The organism is Candidatus Accumulibacter contiguus, from assembly GCF_036625285.1.
Taxonomy (GTDB): domain Bacteria; phylum Pseudomonadota; class Gammaproteobacteria; order Burkholderiales; family Rhodocyclaceae; genus Accumulibacter; species Accumulibacter contiguus.
Genome location: NZ_JAZKUC010000001.1, coordinates 113,948 through 129,567 on the forward strand (window position 1 = coordinate 113,948; position 15,620 = coordinate 129,567).

Sequence of the window (15,620 nt, forward strand, 5' to 3'; positions counted from 1 at the left end):
AGGACTGCACAAAATGAAAAAACTGCTTATGGCATTGCTCTTTGCCCCGCTCACTGCTCTCGCCAGCGGCGCTAGCGTGCATCTTGACAAGGCCCCGGATGTGCAGGGCGACAAGGCCGCCCTGCAAAGCGGCGCGCGGACTTTCGTCAACTATTGCCTGAACTGCCACGGCGCGAGTTTTGTCCGCTACAACCGCCTGACCGATCTCGGCCTCACCGAGCAGCAGATCAAGGAAAACCTGATGTTTACCGCAGTCAAGACCGGCGAAACGATGCGTATTTCCGCTCGCCCCGAGGAGCAGAAGATATGGTTCGGCGCAGCGCCCCCGGACCTCTCGCTGGTGGCCCGCGCACGCGCCTCGGAAGATGGTAGCGGAGCCGACTGGCTGTACACCTATCTGCGTTCTTTCTATGTCGACGAAAACCGCCCGACCGGCTGGAACAACACCCTGTTCGCCAATGTTGGCATGCCAAACGTCCTGTGGCAGTTGCAGGGTCAGCAGGTGCTGAATAAGGAACATCACCTGGAACTGGCCGTACCCGGCACGCTGACACCAGCCGAATACGACAAGCAGGTCGGCGACCTGGTCGGTTTCCTGGTCTGGCTCGCCGAGCCCGATGCCGGCTTTCGCAAGAAAATCGGTTTCGGCGTGCTGGCCTTTCTGGTCGTTCTTTTCGCCTTCGCCTATCCGCTGAAGAAAGCGTACTGGAAAGACGTCAAGTAGTAGCAGCGCCGGGTTTCACCGCGGCATCGCCGGCGAGGACGCGACAAGCGCCCGTAGCCGCCGCGATGCCGATTCGTTTTTGAGGGTATTGATCATGATGAATCTCTATTCGGGAACCACCTGCCCGTTCAGTCACCGCTGCCGTATCGTCCTTTATGAAAAAGGTATGGATTTCCAGGTGATCGATGTCGACCTCTTCGCCAAGGCCGAAGAAATTGCCATCATCAACCCCTACGGGCGAGTTCCGGTACTTGTTGAACGCGATCTCATCCTCTATGAGCCGAACATCATCAACGAGTACATTGACGAGCGCTTCCCGCATCCGCAGCTGATGCCGGCCGATCCGATCATGCGCGCGCGCGCGCGCCAGCTCCTGATCACCATGGAGCGCGAGGTCTTTGCCTACATCGAGCCGCTCGAAAAGAACAGCAAGGCCGCCGAACGCTCGCGCCAGCAGATTCGTGATCGACTCACCGAGATGGCGCCGGTATTCGTCAAGCAGAAGCACATGCTTGGCGAAGAGTTCTCGATGCTCGACGTCGCCATCGCGCCACTGCTCTGGCGGCTCGACCATTACGGCATCGAGCTGTCGAGAACGGCAGCACCATTGATGAAGTACGGCGAACGGATTTTCAGTCGTCAGGGCTTCATCGATGCGCTGACGCCATCCGAAAAGGCGATGCGCAAATAGCTGCCGGCGACGACCTGCACTCGCGCCTGCCAACCCCCTGCGCCAACACGCCTTGAGGAAGTGAACGTGGACCTGCCGTCGACCAAGCCCTACCTGATTCGCGCCATTCATCAATGGTGCTGCGACAACGGTTTCACCCCCTATCTGGCCGTTGCGGTCGATGCCCGAACGCGCGTACCGCGCGAACATGTCCGCGATGGCCGGATCGTCCTCAATGTCGGTTACGACGCCACCGCCCATCTCTGCATGGACAACGACAGCATCAGCTTCCAGGCCCGTTTTAGTGGTGTGGCCCGCGACATCTCGATCCCGATTGGCAACGTGTCCGCGATCTATGCTCGCGAAAACGGCGCCGGCATGGCTTTCGAACCCGAAGACGAAACCGCTTCCACAGCAACAGCCAGCAGCGCGCCCGACCAGGACGAGCCGCCTGATCCGCCACCGCCGCCAGTCAGCCGTGCCAAGTTGCAGCGAGTCAAGTGATCGACGATTCGACGATTTCTTTGCATCGGGTGCTTTGTCGATTGGTATCGCCACTACTACCAGCTCTGAAAGGAAAGTTTCCATCTCATGAAAAGTTGATGGCGATCTACCGAGCGCTGGGCATCAACCCCGCATCAGGAGGGACCCGAAAACTGGTTTCCTGACCTCGACAATACGAGATTGTTGTGCCATTAGAGATTGTTTCATTCGCAAGTTTTTGATTCAAAATAATATTTTTTCGGTATGTTAAACACCGGTTAATGTGGCATTAAATAGTCCCATCCACCCCCCATCGCTTTCGCCAGATCGATCAGCGCAAAGCGCACGTCGCGCGCGGCGAGGATCTGCAGGGTCTGCGCCTGCAGGAGCTGGCGCTGCGCGTCGAGCACGTCGATGTAACCCGAGTAACCGGAGCGGTAGCGCAGTTCGGCGAGTTCGAGCGAGGCCTTGAGCTTCTGCGCACGCTCGGTCTGTGCGGCGAGGGCGTCGCGGGTGCTGCGGTTGGCGATCAGTGCGTCGCGCGTTTCACGAAAAGCGCTCTGCACGGTCTGCGTGTAGCTGACCACTGCGGCTTCGCGGCGGGCGGTCTCGGCTTCGACGTTGGCCTCGATCGCTTTCAATCCGATCAGGGGCTGCAACAGCGAGGCGCCGATTCCCCAGGCGAGCGCCGGCGTGGAAAACAGGTTGGCAAGCGCTGCCGACTCGGAACCGTAGGATGCGGTCAGTGACAGCGACGGAAAATACTGCGCGCGCGCGGCATCGATGCGCAGGCTCGCGGCAGCGAGCTGGGCTTCGACCTGTCTGATGTCCGGCCGGCGTTCGAGCAGGTCCGAGGGCAGCCCCGACGGTACCTCCGGGACGCCAAGCAGGCGGACCTGCGTCAGGTCGCGGGCGATCCTCGCGGCGAAGACCTCGCGCGGCGAACGGCCGACGATCGCTGCCAGCGCCGTTCATAGGTGCCGACCGCGCGCTCGGCGACGGCGACGTTGGCGGCGACTGCCGCACGTTCGGCCTGCGCACGTTGCAGGTCGTAGTCACCGATGAGGCCGGCCTGGTAGAGATCGACCTGCAGGGCGACCGTCTCGTCGCGCGACTGCAGCGTGTCACGCAGCATGGCCAGTTCGGCGTCGGCCGCGAGCAGGCCGAAGTACGCACGCGCGGTCTCGGCCGCGACTGCGGTGCGTACCGTCTGGCGTGCGTACTCGGTCGCCAGCAGTTCGCTGCGCGCAGCACTCGCTCCGTTGCGATAACGTCCCCAGAGGTCGACTTCGTAGGAGGCGCGCAAACCGACGAGATAGTCATTGTTGGTCGGATTGAAATTCTCCGGCAGCGGCTGCGAACCGACCAGCGTCATGCGGTTGCGGCGACTATCGACGCCGAGGTTCATGCTCGGGTAGAGGTAGGACTGCGCGAGCAGCACGTTCGAGCGCGCCAGATCGACGCGCACCATCGCCGCCCGCAGATCGAGGTTGTGGGCCAGCGCCTCGTCCATCAGCGCCGTCAGGGTGGGATCGTTGAAGGTCGTCCACCAGCGCTCGAGATCTGGCGCGACGCTCGCGCTTGCCGGTGGCAGGTCGAGCAGCGGCGGTGTGGTCGGGGTCGACTGGCAGGCCGCGAGCGCGAATGTCGTCGCGGTGACGAGTACAAGGGTGCGCAGCGTCCGGCGGGGGTCAGTCATGTTTGCCTCCTTTCGCGAGCGGTTCCGGCGCCGGTGGGACGACCGGGATGACGTGATGCAGGTGCCGCACCTCGTCGAGCAGCTCGTCGTGCGAGCGCGTTTCGCGAATGCGCCGGTCGTAGAGCACCTTGAAGAACAGCGGCACGTGGAAGACGGCGAGCAGGGTCGCGGCGATCATGCCGCCCATCACGCCGGTGCCCACCGAATGCCGCGCGCCGGCACCGGCGCCGGTCGAGATGGCCAGCGGCAGGACGCCGAGGATGAACGCCAGCGAGGTCATCAGGATCGGCCGGAAGCGCAGGCGGGCCGCCTCGATCGCCGACGCCGAAGCCGACAGGCCCTCGGCGTGCTTCAAGCACCGCGAACTCGACGATCAGGATGGCGTTCTTGGCGGCCAGACCGAGCAGCGTCACCAGACCGATCTGGAAATACACGTCGTTGGTCAGCGGCGTCGCGTGAAAAAAGGGCCCGATGAGATTTTTCGCCCAGATCGCGACGAGTGCGCCGAAGGTGCCGAAGGGCAGCGCCAGCAGCACCGACAGCGGCAGCGACCACTTCTCGTACTGCGCGGCGAGGATCAGGAAGACCATCACCACCGCCAGGCCGAGCGCGAAGGTCGATGCGCCGCTCGATTTCTTCTCCTGGTACGACGAACCGCCCCAGTCGAAGCTGAAGTCCGGCGGCAGCACCTCTTTCGCGATCTGCTCGACGCGCGCGATGCCCTGACCGGAACTGATGCCGGGCGCCGTCTGGCCGATGATCTTGACCGCCGGCAGGTTGTTGAAGCGGTCGAGCGAATCCGGTCCGGATGCGTGCTTCACGTTGACCAGCGCCGACAGCGGCACCATCTCGCCCTTCTGCGAGCGCACGTAGAGTCCCCGATGTCGTCGGGGCGCTTGCGGTACTCGGGTTCGGCCGACATCAGCACCTGCCAGGTGCGTCCGTACTTGTTGAAATCGTTGACGTAGTAGGTGCCGAGCGTAGACGACAGCGCGGCAAACACCTCGTCGATCGCGACGCCAGCCTTCTTCGCCTTCTCGCGGTCGACGTCCACGAAGAGCTGCGGAACGCTCGCGCGCCACAAGGTCTGCGCGCCGCCGAGCTGCGGGTCGCTGTTGGCGCGCGCGAGGAATTGCTGCAGCACTTCCTGCAGGCGTCTGGAACCGCCGTCGCCGCGATTCTGGATGAAGAACTCGTAGCCGCCGGCGGTGCCGAGACCGAAGATCGCCGGCGGATTGAAGGCCAGTACCAGCGCTTCCCGGATGCCCGCGGTTTTCATGAACAGTTCGCCGACCAACTGCTGCGAAGTCGTCTGGCGCTCGTGCCAGGGCTTCTGGGTCACGAACAGGGTCGCCGCATTGTTGCGGAAACCGCCGCCAATGAAGTCGAAGCCGGCGAAGGCGACGACGTCCTGGTTGTCGGGATTGCTGCGTACCGCCGCCTCGACCTGCTCGACGACCCGGGTGGTGCGTTCGAGCGTCGCACCGTCGGGCAGGATCACCGCACTGATGAAGAAACCCTGGTCCTCGTCGGGGACCAGGCTGCCCGGCGTCGTGCGCCACAGGAAGGCGGTGATCGCCACCATGCCGGCAAACAGCACCAGCACCCGCGCGGCGCGCCGGATCATCCAGACGACGCCGTCGAGGTAGTGCCCGGTGACACGGGCAAACCAGGCATTGAACCAGCGGAAGAAGCGGTTCGGCTGGCGGTGGCCGTGCTTGAGCATGATCACGCAGAGCGATGGCGACAGCGTCAGCGCGACGATTCCCGAGAGCACCACCGAGATCGAGATGGTCACCGCGAACTGCCGATACAGCTCGCCGGTCAGCCCGCCGAGGAAGGCGATCGGCACGAACACTGCGGTCAGCGTCAGGACGATGGCGATGATCGGGCCGGTCACTTCGTGCATCGCCTGCACCGCGGCGTCGCGCGGCGGCAGGCCTTGCTCGCGCATGATCCGCTCGACGTTTTCCAGGACGACGATGGCGTCGTCGACGACGATGCCGATCGCCAGCACCATGCCGAACAGGGTCAGCGTGTTGATCGAATAGCCGAGCAGGTAGATGCCGGCGAAGGTGCCGATCAAGGACACCGGGACGGCGGCGAAAGGGATGATCGCCGCTCGCCAGCTCTGCAGGAACAGGTACACCACCAGGAAGACGAGCAACATCGCTTCGCCCAGCGTCTTCAGCACCTCCTCGATCGAGACTTTGACGAAGCGTGTCGTGTCGTAGGGTACTGCGTAGCTCAGGCCTTCGGGAAAGCGCTGCTGGAGTTCGTCTACGGTGCTCAGCACGCTTTTCGCGACGTCGAGCGCGTTCGCGCCGGGCGACAGGAAGACGCCGACGAGGGTGGCGGGCCGGCCGTTGTAGCGACCGTTGAACTCGTAGTCGCGCGAACCGAGTTCGACGCGCGCGACATCGGCGAGACGCACCGTCGAACCGTCGGGGTTGGCGCGGACGATGATCTCCCTGAACTGCGCCGGGTCGGCGAGGCGACCCCTGGATGTGACCGTGTACACCAGATCCTGGCCCTTGCCGATCGGCGACTGGCCGACCTTGCCGGCGGCGAACTGCGCGTTCTGTTCGTTGATCGCACTGGCGACGTCGCCGGGGGTGAGCTTCAACTGCGCCAGGCGATCAGGCTTCAGCCAGATGCGCATGGCGTAGTCCTTGGCGCCGAAGATCTGCACATTGGTCGTTCCCGGCAGCCGCTTCAGGCGGTCGAGAACGTTCAGCGTCACGTAATTCGAGGTGAACAGGTCGTCGTAGCGGCCGTCGGGCGAATAAAAGGCGAGCACCTGCAGGAACGCCGAAGAGCCTGGCTCGACGGTCACGCCCTGCCGGCGTACCTCCAGCGGCAGCCGCGATTCGACCTGCTTGACGCGGTTGCTGACATTGACCGCGGCGATGTCGATCTGGGTGCCGATTTCGAAGGTCACCTGGATCTGCGTGAGGCCGTTCGACGACGAATTCGACGACATGTAGATCATGCCGGGTAGACCGTTGATCGCGTTTTCGAGCGGCGCGGCGACGGTCGATTCGAGCACTTCGGCCGAGGCGCCGGGATAGGTGGCCTGCACCGTGACCACCGGCGGTGCGATTTCCGGATACTGGGCGATCGGGAGTGAGCGCATCGCCGCCAGGCCAGCAACGATGAGCAACACCGAGATGACCACGGCGAAGATCGGGCGGTCGATGAAGAAGCGAGAGAACATCGGCGCGTACTCCGCTTATCTGCTTGCTGTGTCGGCGGCCGGCGCTGCGGCGGCAGGCGGCTGGCCGGGGAGGGCTGCGGCGGCGGGCTCGGTGATGCGCACCGGCGAGTTCGGCATCATGATCCGCGCCAGCCCGTCGACGATCACGCGGTCACCGGCAGCGAGCCCCGATTCGATCAGCCAGACGTTCGTGCCGTCGCTCCGGGACCAGTCACCGACGATCACCGGTCTCGGGACGGCAATGTCCTTGCCGTCCTTGTCCTTGCCGGCGACATAGACAAACTTACCCTGCGGTCCTTCGAGTACTGCCACCTGCGGCACCGCCAGTGCACCCTGACGCTGTGCGCCTTTGAGCGCAACGCGAACGAACTGGCCCGGCTTCAGCGCGAGGTCGGAATTGGTGATCTCGGCGCGCATTTCGTAAGTGCCGGTCTGCGGGTTGACCCGCGTGTCGGCGAAGTTGATGCGGCCGCTGCTCGGAAAGGTCGAGCCGTCGGAGAGTTTCACCGAAACCTCGAAGGCATTGTTGCGCGGCAGCGTCAGGCGACCGTCGACCATCGCCTTGTTCAGCCGTAACTGCTCGTTGTCGGAAACGTTGAACAGCACCCAGATCGGGTCGACCTGCGAGACCGTCGTCAGCAAGGTGGTATTGGCGTTGGCCAGGCTGCCTTCCGATTGCTGGGCGCGGCTCGACAGACCGTTGATCGGCGCCACAACGCGTGTGTAGGCGAGGTTCAGCCTGGCCTCGCTCAGCTTCGCCTGTGCCGCCTTGATCGACGCCGCTGCGAACTCGGCGGCGGAAGCGGCGTCGTCGGCTTCCTTCTGGCCGATTGCCTTGCGCTCGGCGAGTGGCTTGAGCCGCGCCGCTTCGCGGTCGGCCTGGGTCTTCTGGGCCTGGGCACGCAGCAACTCGGCCTCGGCGGACGCCAGTTGTGCTTCGAAAGGTTTGGCGTCGAGCAGGAACAGCGGCTGCCCGGCGCGTACCGCTGTACCTTCCTGGTAGAGTCGTTTCTCGACGATGCCGGTGACCCGCGCCCGCACCTCGGCATCCTTCGATCCGGCAGTCTGTCCGACGTATTCGAAGGTCACCGGGAATGATGCGGGCTGGACGTTGATCGTCGTCACCTCGGGGGGTGGAAAACCGCCCATGCCGCCAGTGGGATGCTGCTGCCCACAGCCGGCTGCCGCCGCTGCGATGAGGATCAGGAGGAGCAGTGAAGGGGGAGAAAGGCGGGCAGGGGAGGCTGACATGGGATTCCTTACTATGGAAATCGCGAGCGATTCATGAATCTCCCCTCCCCCTCTCGCGGGGGAGGGGTTGGGGGAGAGGGAAACGGTCATGACTTTCATTATCGGGGGTGTCTTGCAAAGTCATGACCGTTTGGCTCGCATCGCGTTTTTGGAGAACGTGACTTGCGGAAGGTGCGAATTTTACGTACATTCAAGAATGTTTGTAAATAGGTTGCCGCAAGGGGACAGTAGAAATGGTGAGAAGGACGAAAGACGAAGCGCTGGCGACCCGCGAAGCGCTGCTCGACGCCGCCGAGCGGGTGTTCTGTGCCAGCGGCGTGACAAGCGCGACGCTGGGCGACGTGGCGAGCGCCGCCGGTGTCACCCGTGGCGCCGTCTACTGGCACTTCCGCGACAAGGGCGAACTCTTTGGCGCGATGTGCAACCGCGCCACCTTGCCCTTGCAAAGTCGCCTCGAGCAGGCGGCGGATGGCGATGGTGACGACGCCATCGCCACCTTGCATGCGGTGTCGGTACAGGCCATGCGCGAGATTGCCTCGAACCCGCGCACACGCGCGGTGCTGGAGATCCTGCTCTGCAAGTTCGAGCGGCTGACTCAAGCGGCCGACGGGGCACCGCAAATCGACGAAATGGATCGCCAGTGTGCCAACGCCCTCGAGCGCATCATTGTCCGTGCCATCGCGCAGGGCCACTTGCCCGCCGAAACCGACAGTCATCTCGCGGCACATTTGCTGCAGGCGTTTTTCCACGGAGTGATCCAGCACTGGCTGATGCATCCCGAGGCCTTCGACCTGGACACCGCGGCACCGGCGATGGTGGACACGATGATTGCCGGTCTGGTTGCGGCGCCGCCGCGGCGGGGTGCTGGCGGGAGGCCGGTATGACCCTCCGTTTCGGCGAAGTCGCCACCCATAACCACTTCGTCCTCGATCGCGGCGGCTATCAGCCGGTGCTTCTTCAGGCAAAGCCAGGGAGCCAGCCGCTTTGCGGGCTGCTCGAGACGGCTTCAAGCGTGCCCTGAAAGAGGGCTTCGATCACCGGTGCTTCCTGCCAGTTTTCATTCAGGAAGGTCAGCCCGACTTCTTCGACGAGCGCGCCCTGCCAGTAATAATTGGCGATTTCGTCGAGCGTCGACAGGCTCAGACTGTGTGGCAGTCGCAGGTAATCCAGCCAGCTCGAATCATGAAACGAGCAGATGTAAGCGCCCTTGCTGCGCGCTCTGGTCAGTGTCTTGCCGAAGACGCGCGCCGGATGTTTGGCGCGGAAGGTTTCTGCATCGACGCGCGTCGCGAAAAGCAACAGCGCGTGCAGGCGGCTCGGGAAGTTCTGGTAGATTCGCTGACGAAAATACTCCAGATGGTACTCGGCAAAGTAGTTCTGAACCGTCGTGAAGTGATCTTCGGGCAGTGTTTGAGCGAAGGGGTTGCCGACCAGGATGTCCCAGCCCGGCAACGCGGCATCTTCGTCCAGCCAGGCGTACAACTCGAGTGGGCTGCTGTCCTTGAGTAGATGGTCCATGATCTGTACGGAACCACTGCATGGCCAGGGCTTAGCGGTTGCGGCCAAATTTCTCGACCAGTTGGTCGAGCTTTTCGATACGCTCACGCGCCAGCGTCTCGGCCTCGCGCTGCGCCTTGCGCAGTTCGGCCTGCTTGCGCAGTCGTTCCTTGATCAGTTCCGAGGCATGGCTGCGATGCGTTGCCGGGATTTGATCGGCAGGCTGGCCGTCGAGGTCGAAGCGTATGCTGGCCTTTTCCATGGATTTCAGGTAGCGAAGCGAATGCGTGTGCATTCCCAGCGCGCTGCGCAGAGCCTTGCGATCCAGGCCTGGCAGCCGCGCCAGGAGTTGCTTGTCGATGCCGATGGCCAGTGGCAGAGCGTCGCGGAAGACCGGGAAGGTCTCCTGCAATTCTTTCAGGAGCTGGCGAGCGTGATGACCCGGGACGGGGATTGGGACTGGGTTGGGCGTATTCATGGGAAAGGATTCAGAAATGGATTCCCCGCATGATCTGCGAGAAAGCGATTTGGTCAGCGGTCTGCGGCTCGGACTCTTCGGGCCTGCGCATGGCCGCCGCACTGGAGTCGGGGAACATCCGGAAGGAAGTATTCATGGTGATCTGCGCAACCTTGGGCAGCAGCGAGTGCAGCAGGGCGCCGAAAATACCCAGCCGGGTGGCGATGCGCACCGGTTTGTGGATGATTGCCTCGACGACCAGATCGGCGGCATCTTCGGGGGACAGCGTCGGGACCTGATCGTACAGCTTGGTCGGTGCGATCATGGGAGTCCTGACCAGCGGCATGTTGATGGTCGTGAATTCGATGCCGCGATCGGCAAACTCGGATGCCGCGCAGCGTGTCCAGGCGTCCATTGCTGCCTTTGAGGCGACGTAGGCGGAAAAGCGCGGTGCGTTCGTCAGGACGCCGATCGACGAAATGTTGATGATCTGTCCCTTGCGTTTGGCAATCATTGACGGCAGGAAGCCCATCGTCAGGCGCAGCGCACCGAAGTAGTTGACTTCCATGGTACGTTCGAAATCGTGGAAGCGATCGAAGGAGTTCTCGATGCCGCGGCGAATCGAGCGGCCGGCATTGTTGACCAGGAAGTCGACGCCGCCGTGTTCCTCGGTCATGAATTTGACGAAGGAAGCGCACTGTTGCGGGTCGGCAATGTCGACCGCATGCGTGACCAGGCGCAGGCCTGCGGCTTCGAACTCACGGCGGACTTCTTCAAGCGCCTGCGCGTCGCGGGCGATGGTCACAGCAATCGCCCCGGCTTCAGCCATCTTGCGAATGGTGGCCTTGCCGATACCCGACGAGCCGCCGGTGACGAGGACGACCTTTCCTTCAACCTGGCCACGCAGGGTGTGATCGATGAACAGATCCGGGTCTAGGTGACGTTCCCAGTAGTCCCACAGGCGCCAGGCGTAGCTTTCGAGCGGCGGTACGGCGATGCCGCTGCCCTTGAGCGCCCGCTGCGTCTCGCGGCAGTCGAAGCGGGTCGGGTAATTGACGAACTCTAGGATGTCGTCGGGCAGCCCGAGATCCTTCATGACCGCCTTGCGGATGCGGCGCACCGGTGTCAGGGCGAACATCGCCTTGCGTACCGAGCGTGGAATGAAACCGAGCAGGGCGGCATTGATGCGCATCACCATTTCTGGGGCGTGCGCCGCACGGGCGAAGGTGTTGAGCAGATCACCGACGCGCATCGGCGTCGGATCGGTCAGGTGGAAGCACTGACCATCCTGGTTCTCGAGGTGCGCAATGTAGTCCATCGCAGCAACGACGAAGTCGACCGGTACGACGTTGATTCGCCCGCCTTCGATGCCGATCGCCGGCATCCAGGACGGGAACATCCTGCGCATCTTCTGGATCAGCTTGAAGAAGTAGTAGGGGCCATCGATCTTGTCCATTTCGCCGGTGCGCGAGTCGCCGACCACGATTGCGGGACGGAAAATGCGCCACGGGATTTTGCACTCCCTGCGGACGATGCCCTCGGAATCATGCTTGGTGCGGAAGTAGGGGTTGTCGAGGTTCTCCGCTTCGTCGAACATGTCCTCGCGAAACAGTCCCTCGAAAAGGCCGGCTGCCGCAATCGAACTGACCAGATGGAAGTGCCAGGCGTCGATTTCCTCGGCCAGGCGCACCGTGTTGCGGGTGCCGTCCACATTGGCACGCTGCTGGTCCTCGGCGCTGGCCTTGAGGTCATAGATCGCGGCCAAGTGGAAGAAGTGCTCGATCTTGCCCTTCAGCTTGTGAATGTCGGCTTTGGAGACTCCCAGCTCAGGCTGCGTGAGATCACCAACGATCGGGATGACACGTGTTTCGTCACTGCCCCAATACTCGTACAATTCCGCGAGTCGCGGCAGTTCCACGGCGCGAGTCAGAAAATAGATGATGGCCTCGGGGCGGCCGAGCAGTTTTTTTACGAGCCTCTTGCCGATGAAGCCAGTGGCGCCGGTAACGAAGTAATTCATTGCTGTCTCCTAAAATTCATGGTCATCTCCTGAATGCCTTGCCTGTCCGACTGTCATGCCATCGAGGCTGTCCCCTGGTCTTTAGTGTGCGTCCTCTAGATATTGTCACTAGACTGGCTTCACAGGGCAAGCAAAATACTTGTTGGCCTTTTGATGATTACCTTCAAGGAGAAAGAAATGGGCAAGAAACTCAAGGAATTGGCTGGTGATGTGACGGAAAGCCAACTGGCATCGACGGTCAAGGAATCTGCTCAGCAGATCTGGCTGGCCGGGCTTGGTGCCTTTGCCAAGGCGCAGGAAGAGGGTGGCAAGGTGTTCGACGCGCTGGTCAAGGAAGGCGAAAGCATTCAGTCCAGAACCCGCAAGATGACCGACGAGCGGATCTCGCAGGTTGCCGGCAAAGCGGCTGGAACCTGGGATCGCCTGGAGCAGGTATTCGAGGATCGTGTCGCGCGTGCCTTGGGCAGCCTCGGCGTGCCGAGCAAGCAGGATATCGACAATCTGTCCAAGCGCGTCATCGACTTGAGCGCAGTGGTGCAGGCCTTGACCGAAGGGAAAGCTGCTCCCAAGGTCGCCATCAAGCCGGCAGTCAAGGAAGATTCCGCTCCGGTTGAGCCTGCCGAGGCCAAACCGGCAGTGGCCAAACCGGCTGCCCGCAAGCCTGCGGCCGCGAAGCCGGTACCTCCGGTGACGCCGGCTGACGTGCTGAACACGCTGCCGCAGACCGGCGACTAAGCCTGCTGCCTCATCTAGTTGCGGTAAGCCAGGGGATTGCGCTCGATGGATGCTACAAAACAACGTTCGAAGCTCGGGCTGGCTCTCGCTGGCGGGGGTCCGGTGGGTGGGATCTATGAAGCCGGCGCGATGGCTGCCTTGGCGGAAGCCCTTGAAGGCGTCGACTTCACCGACTTCGATGTCTATGTCGGGGTAAGTTCCGGCGCTTTCATGTCGGCTGCGGTGGCCAATGGCCTGGGGCCTGCCCAGTTGGCACGCATGTTGGTGGAAGATGACAACGATGAGGTGTTCGACCCCGAAATGCTGCTGCGCCCAGCCGTCGGTGAATACCTGCGGCGAGTGCTGCAGGTTCCGGTATTGTTCTGGTCGTCCTTGCGACAGTATCTCTCCGATCCCTGGCATCTTCGCCTGGTGGAGGCGTTTCAGGGCCTCAGTCATGCCATCCCCACCGGGATTTTTGACAGTGCCGGAATCGACAGGCTGTTGAAGAAGCTGTTTTCGACGGGGGGGCGAAGCAACGATTTTCGTCAGCTCAAGCACCAGCTCTTCATCGTGGCGACCGACCTCGATACCGGTGAGTCGCTTGCCTTCGGCTCCGAGGGGCATGACGATATTCCCATTTCGCTTGCGGTGCAGGCGAGCGCTGCTTTGCCGGGCCTGTTTCCGCCGGTCAGGATCGGCGAGCGTTATTTCGTCGACGGGGCCTTGATCAAGACCCTGCATGCTTCGGTTGCGCTGCAAGCGGGCGCTGACCTGCTGATTTGCATCAACCCGCTGGTGCCATTTGATTCGCGCCTGGCTGCACGGCGGCCGCGGCACGAGAACCGGTCGCCGGCACCTGACCATCTGGTCGACGGGGGCCTGCCGGTAGTCCTGTCACAGACCTTTCGCGCCATCATCCACTCGCGCATGCGTACCGGAATGGATCGCTATCGACACGAGTTCGAGGGCAGGGATGTGATTCTGTTCGAACCGACACGTGATGATACGGACATGTTCTTCACCAATGTCTTCAGCTATCGCGGCCGCAGCCGCTTGTGCGAGCATGCCTACCAGCGCACCCGTAGCGAACTGTATCGGCGGCGCCATGAACTGCGGCCAATTTTCGAGCGGCACGGTATCGAACTCAACCTCGGCGTGCTCAAGGATCACAGTCGTTCGCTGCTGTCGCACAAGCGCCGCCCGGATCTGGCGACCAGCGCGAGTGCGCTGGACTCTTCGTTGAGCGATCTCGAGGTCTGGCTGCAGGCGCAGCAAATTTGATCCTGTCGGCGGCGACCGGCTGCACAGGATTCCCTGACGCATGCGGCAGTGCTATGCTCGCCGTCCAGGATAGATCATGGCGGACAGGTGATGGAAAAGAAACCGAAGCGGCGAACGCGTGAGCGCATCATCGAGACCAGCCTGCGCCTGTTCAATGACTTTGGCGAGCCGAATGTGACGACGACCGTGATCGCGGACGAAATGAACATCAGCCCCGGCAATCTTTATTATCACTTCAATAACAAGGATGAGATCATCGAGTCGATTTTCGTGGTCTTCGAGCGGGAGATCGAGGACACCCTGGCGGTGCCGACGCGACGGCCAGCCGATGTGGAGGATATCTGGCTTTTTCTGCATCTCCTCTTCGAAAAGATCTGGCAGTATCGTTTTTTCTACCGCGATCTGAACGATCTGCTGACTCGCAACCGCATACTGGAAATACATTTCAAGCGAATTCTGGCGCACAAGGTGCGCACCGCGAAGACCCTGTGCGAGGGTCTGGTGTCGGCAGGCGCCATGCGCGCCAACTCGGAGGAGTTGCGTGCGCTGGCAACGAACATGACGGTCATTGCCACCTACTGGCTCTCTTTCGAGTACGTCTGTGATCCGCGCGGCAAGCTCGACAGTGGTCGTATCGGGCGCGGTGTCTATCAGGTGATGGCGATGGTTTCGCCATTTCTGCTGGGGGAATCCAGAGGCCTGCTTGAAAGGCTGTCACAAGAGTATCTCGGCGCACCGCGCCGTGCCTGATGCAATGCTCACAATTCACCTTTCACCTGGAGGATGATCAATGGCCTGGAACAAGTTTCCCTATCCTGACAAGGCATATTTCTATGCCGGAGCGGCACTGCAAGTGAACTGGTCGCGGCTGCATTGCGGCGACTGCGAGCCTTTTCCCGAGGATCCGCGAGTACAGGAGGCCTGGCGGAGTTATCACGCCGGCGACTTTGGCCAGGCTGTCGAGGTCGGCTTGACTTGTGGCCTCGCGGGTTATAACGCGGCCAACAAGGCGGCGACGGTCTATGCCTCTTATCTCGAGACGGATGACGAGAAAAAGTGCGGTCTGCTGATGGAGGTTGCGCAGCGCTGCGAGGAGCAGCAGGAAAAGACGCCTGCTGATGTCAACGCATGGTACCTGCATGCCTTCGCGCTCGGTCGTTACAGTCAGAGCATCTCGGTGGTCAAGGCGCTCGCACAGGGTCTCGGTGGCAAGATCAAACATAGCCTGACCAAGGCCCTGGAGCTGCAACCCAGGCACGCCGATGCGCATATTGCGCTCGGTGCCTATCACGCCGAGGTGATCGACAAGGTCGGGTCGCTGGTTGGAGGAATCACTTATGGGGTAAAGAAGGACACCGGCAAGGACTTGCTTGAAGCCGCTCTGAAACTCAACCCCGACTCGGCGATCACCCGCATCGAGTATGCCAACGCGCTGGTAATGATGTTCGGCAAGGCGAAGATGAAGGACGCCGAGCGCCTCTACCAGGAAGCTGCGGCCTGCGTGCCGATGGACGCCATGGAGCGGCTAGACGTCGAAGCGGCGAAAGCCGAACTTGCCGACTGAGCACCTGCCTTGCCGCTTGCCTGGACCGACGAAAGTCTTT

14 protein-coding genes and 1 pseudogene are annotated in these 15,620 nt (G+C 62.1%); 8 read left to right on the plus strand and 7 right to left on the minus strand.

The window, feature by feature from the left end; all coding sequences use genetic code 11:
• Positions 1 to 13: 13 nt before the first annotated feature.
• The 3 genes from V5B59_RS00515 (at position 14) to V5B59_RS00525 (ending at position 1,898) form a co-directional block, all read left to right on the plus strand.
• The gene (locus V5B59_RS00515; RefSeq protein WP_034916375.1) at positions 14 to 724 is read left to right on the plus strand and encodes a cytochrome c1; all 711 of its coding nucleotides are present in this window, start codon (positions 14 to 16) and stop codon (positions 722 to 724) included.
• 94 nt (positions 725 to 818) lie between these two features.
• On the plus strand, positions 819 to 1,415 hold the full coding sequence (locus V5B59_RS00520; RefSeq protein ID WP_034916377.1) for a glutathione S-transferase N-terminal domain-containing protein: 597 nt from the start codon (positions 819 to 821) through the stop codon (positions 1,413 to 1,415).
• 66 nt (positions 1,416 to 1,481) lie between these two features.
• Positions 1,482 to 1,898 carry a ClpXP protease specificity-enhancing factor gene (locus V5B59_RS00525; RefSeq protein WP_169069559.1) on the plus strand — a complete coding sequence of 139 codons (417 nt, stop codon included), beginning with the start codon at positions 1,482 to 1,484 and terminating at the stop codon, positions 1,896 to 1,898.
• Between the two features lie 257 nt (positions 1,899 to 2,155).
• Here V5B59_RS00525 and V5B59_RS00530 read toward each other — a convergent pair whose 3' ends face one another.
• The 4 genes and pseudogenes from V5B59_RS00530 to V5B59_RS00545 all read right to left on the minus strand — a co-directional run bounded on the left by V5B59_RS00530 (position 2,156) and on the right by V5B59_RS00545 (position 8,044).
• Positions 2,156 to 2,842: a TolC family protein gene (locus V5B59_RS00530; RefSeq protein WP_332352160.1), complete on the minus strand. Its 687-nt coding sequence runs from the start codon at positions 2,840 to 2,842 to the stop codon at positions 2,156 to 2,158.
• The gene (locus V5B59_RS00535) at positions 2,779 to 3,576 is read right to left on the minus strand and encodes a TolC family protein (RefSeq protein WP_332351322.1); all 798 of its coding nucleotides are present in this window, start codon (positions 3,574 to 3,576) and stop codon (positions 2,779 to 2,781) included. The genes V5B59_RS00530 and V5B59_RS00535 overlap by 64 nt, the downstream gene beginning before the upstream one ends.
• Positions 3,569 to 6,793 (minus strand): annotated as a pseudogene (locus V5B59_RS00540) (efflux RND transporter permease subunit). The gene V5B59_RS00535 and the pseudogene V5B59_RS00540 overlap by 8 nt, the downstream one beginning before the upstream one ends.
• Positions 6,794 to 6,808: 15 nt before the next feature.
• Positions 6,809 to 8,044 (minus strand): efflux RND transporter periplasmic adaptor subunit, encoded by a 1,236-nt coding sequence (locus V5B59_RS00545; RefSeq protein ID WP_169069562.1) that lies wholly within the window; start codon positions 8,042 to 8,044, stop codon positions 6,809 to 6,811.
• A 233-nt stretch (positions 8,045 to 8,277) separates the two neighbouring features.
• Here V5B59_RS00545 and V5B59_RS00550 point away from each other — a divergent pair, with 233 nt between their 5' ends.
• On the plus strand, positions 8,278 to 8,928 hold the full coding sequence (locus V5B59_RS00550; protein WP_332351325.1) for a TetR family transcriptional regulator: 651 nt from the start codon (positions 8,278 to 8,280) through the stop codon (positions 8,926 to 8,928).
• Positions 8,929 to 9,001: 73 nt separating this feature from the next.
• Here V5B59_RS00550 and V5B59_RS00555 read toward each other — a convergent pair whose 3' ends face one another.
• From V5B59_RS00555 to V5B59_RS00565, 3 genes are read right to left on the minus strand one after another with little or no spacing between them, the layout of a single operon-like run.
• Positions 9,002 to 9,562, minus strand: coding sequence for a hypothetical protein (locus V5B59_RS00555; protein WP_169069563.1), 561 nt, complete (start codon positions 9,560 to 9,562; stop codon positions 9,002 to 9,004).
• Between the two features lie 31 nt (positions 9,563 to 9,593).
• Positions 9,594 to 10,019: a ProQ/FINO family protein gene (locus V5B59_RS00560; RefSeq protein WP_034918095.1), complete on the minus strand. Its 426-nt coding sequence runs from the start codon at positions 10,017 to 10,019 to the stop codon at positions 9,594 to 9,596.
• Positions 10,020 to 10,029: 10 nt separating this feature from the next.
• On the minus strand, positions 10,030 to 12,018 hold the full coding sequence (locus V5B59_RS00565; RefSeq protein ID WP_332351327.1) for an SDR family oxidoreductase: 1,989 nt from the start codon (positions 12,016 to 12,018) through the stop codon (positions 10,030 to 10,032).
• A gap of 177 nt (positions 12,019 to 12,195) precedes the next feature.
• On the opposite strand from V5B59_RS00565, the gene V5B59_RS00570 reads away from it, so the two are divergent.
• The 4 genes from V5B59_RS00570 to V5B59_RS00585 all read left to right on the plus strand — a co-directional run bounded on the left by V5B59_RS00570 (position 12,196) and on the right by V5B59_RS00585 (position 15,580).
• Positions 12,196 to 12,753, plus strand: a complete 558-nt coding sequence (locus V5B59_RS00570; protein ID WP_034918107.1) for a phasin family protein — start codon at positions 12,196 to 12,198, stop codon at positions 12,751 to 12,753.
• A 45-nt stretch (positions 12,754 to 12,798) separates the two neighbouring features.
• Positions 12,799 to 14,016, plus strand: coding sequence for a patatin-like phospholipase family protein (locus V5B59_RS00575; RefSeq protein WP_034918089.1), 1,218 nt, complete (start codon positions 12,799 to 12,801; stop codon positions 14,014 to 14,016).
• Positions 14,017 to 14,106: 90 nt separating this feature from the next.
• Positions 14,107 to 14,766 (plus strand): TetR/AcrR family transcriptional regulator, encoded by a 660-nt coding sequence (locus tag V5B59_RS00580; RefSeq protein WP_169069564.1) that lies wholly within the window; start codon positions 14,107 to 14,109, stop codon positions 14,764 to 14,766.
• A gap of 40 nt (positions 14,767 to 14,806) precedes the next feature.
• Positions 14,807 to 15,580, plus strand: coding sequence for a hypothetical protein (locus tag V5B59_RS00585; RefSeq protein WP_169069565.1), 774 nt, complete (start codon positions 14,807 to 14,809; stop codon positions 15,578 to 15,580).
• Positions 15,581 to 15,620: the final 40 nt, after the last annotated feature.

Bases quoted from the DNA above. Each gene is read 5' to 3' on its own strand.
- V5B59_RS00515 (WP_034916375.1), top strand. From the start codon at position 14: ATGAAAAAACTGCTTATGGCATTGCTCTTTGCCCCGCTCACTGCTCTC.
- V5B59_RS00520 (WP_034916377.1), top strand. From the start codon at position 819: ATGATGAATCTCTATTCGGGAACCACCTGCCCGTTCAGTCACCGCTGC.
- V5B59_RS00535 (WP_332351322.1), bottom strand. From the start codon at position 3,576: ATGACTGACCCCCGCCGGACGCTGCGCACCCTTGTACTCGTCACCGCG.
- V5B59_RS00545 (WP_169069562.1), bottom strand. From the start codon at position 8,044: ATGTCAGCCTCCCCTGCCCGCCTTTCTCCCCCTTCACTGCTCCTCCTG.
- V5B59_RS00550 (WP_332351325.1), top strand. From the start codon at position 8,278: ATGGTGAGAAGGACGAAAGACGAAGCGCTGGCGACCCGCGAAGCGCTG.
- V5B59_RS00555 (WP_169069563.1), bottom strand. From the start codon at position 9,562: ATGGACCATCTACTCAAGGACAGCAGCCCACTCGAGTTGTACGCCTGG.
- V5B59_RS00560 (WP_034918095.1), bottom strand. From the start codon at position 10,019: ATGAATACGCCCAACCCAGTCCCAATCCCCGTCCCGGGTCATCACGCT.
- V5B59_RS00565 (WP_332351327.1), bottom strand. From the start codon at position 12,018: ATGAATTACTTCGTTACCGGCGCCACTGGCTTCATCGGCAAGAGGCTC.
- V5B59_RS00570 (WP_034918107.1), top strand. From the start codon at position 12,196: ATGGGCAAGAAACTCAAGGAATTGGCTGGTGATGTGACGGAAAGCCAA.
- V5B59_RS00575 (WP_034918089.1), top strand. From the start codon at position 12,799: ATGGATGCTACAAAACAACGTTCGAAGCTCGGGCTGGCTCTCGCTGGC.
- V5B59_RS00580 (WP_169069564.1), top strand. From the start codon at position 14,107: ATGGAAAAGAAACCGAAGCGGCGAACGCGTGAGCGCATCATCGAGACC.
- V5B59_RS00585 (WP_169069565.1), top strand. From the start codon at position 14,807: ATGGCCTGGAACAAGTTTCCCTATCCTGACAAGGCATATTTCTATGCC.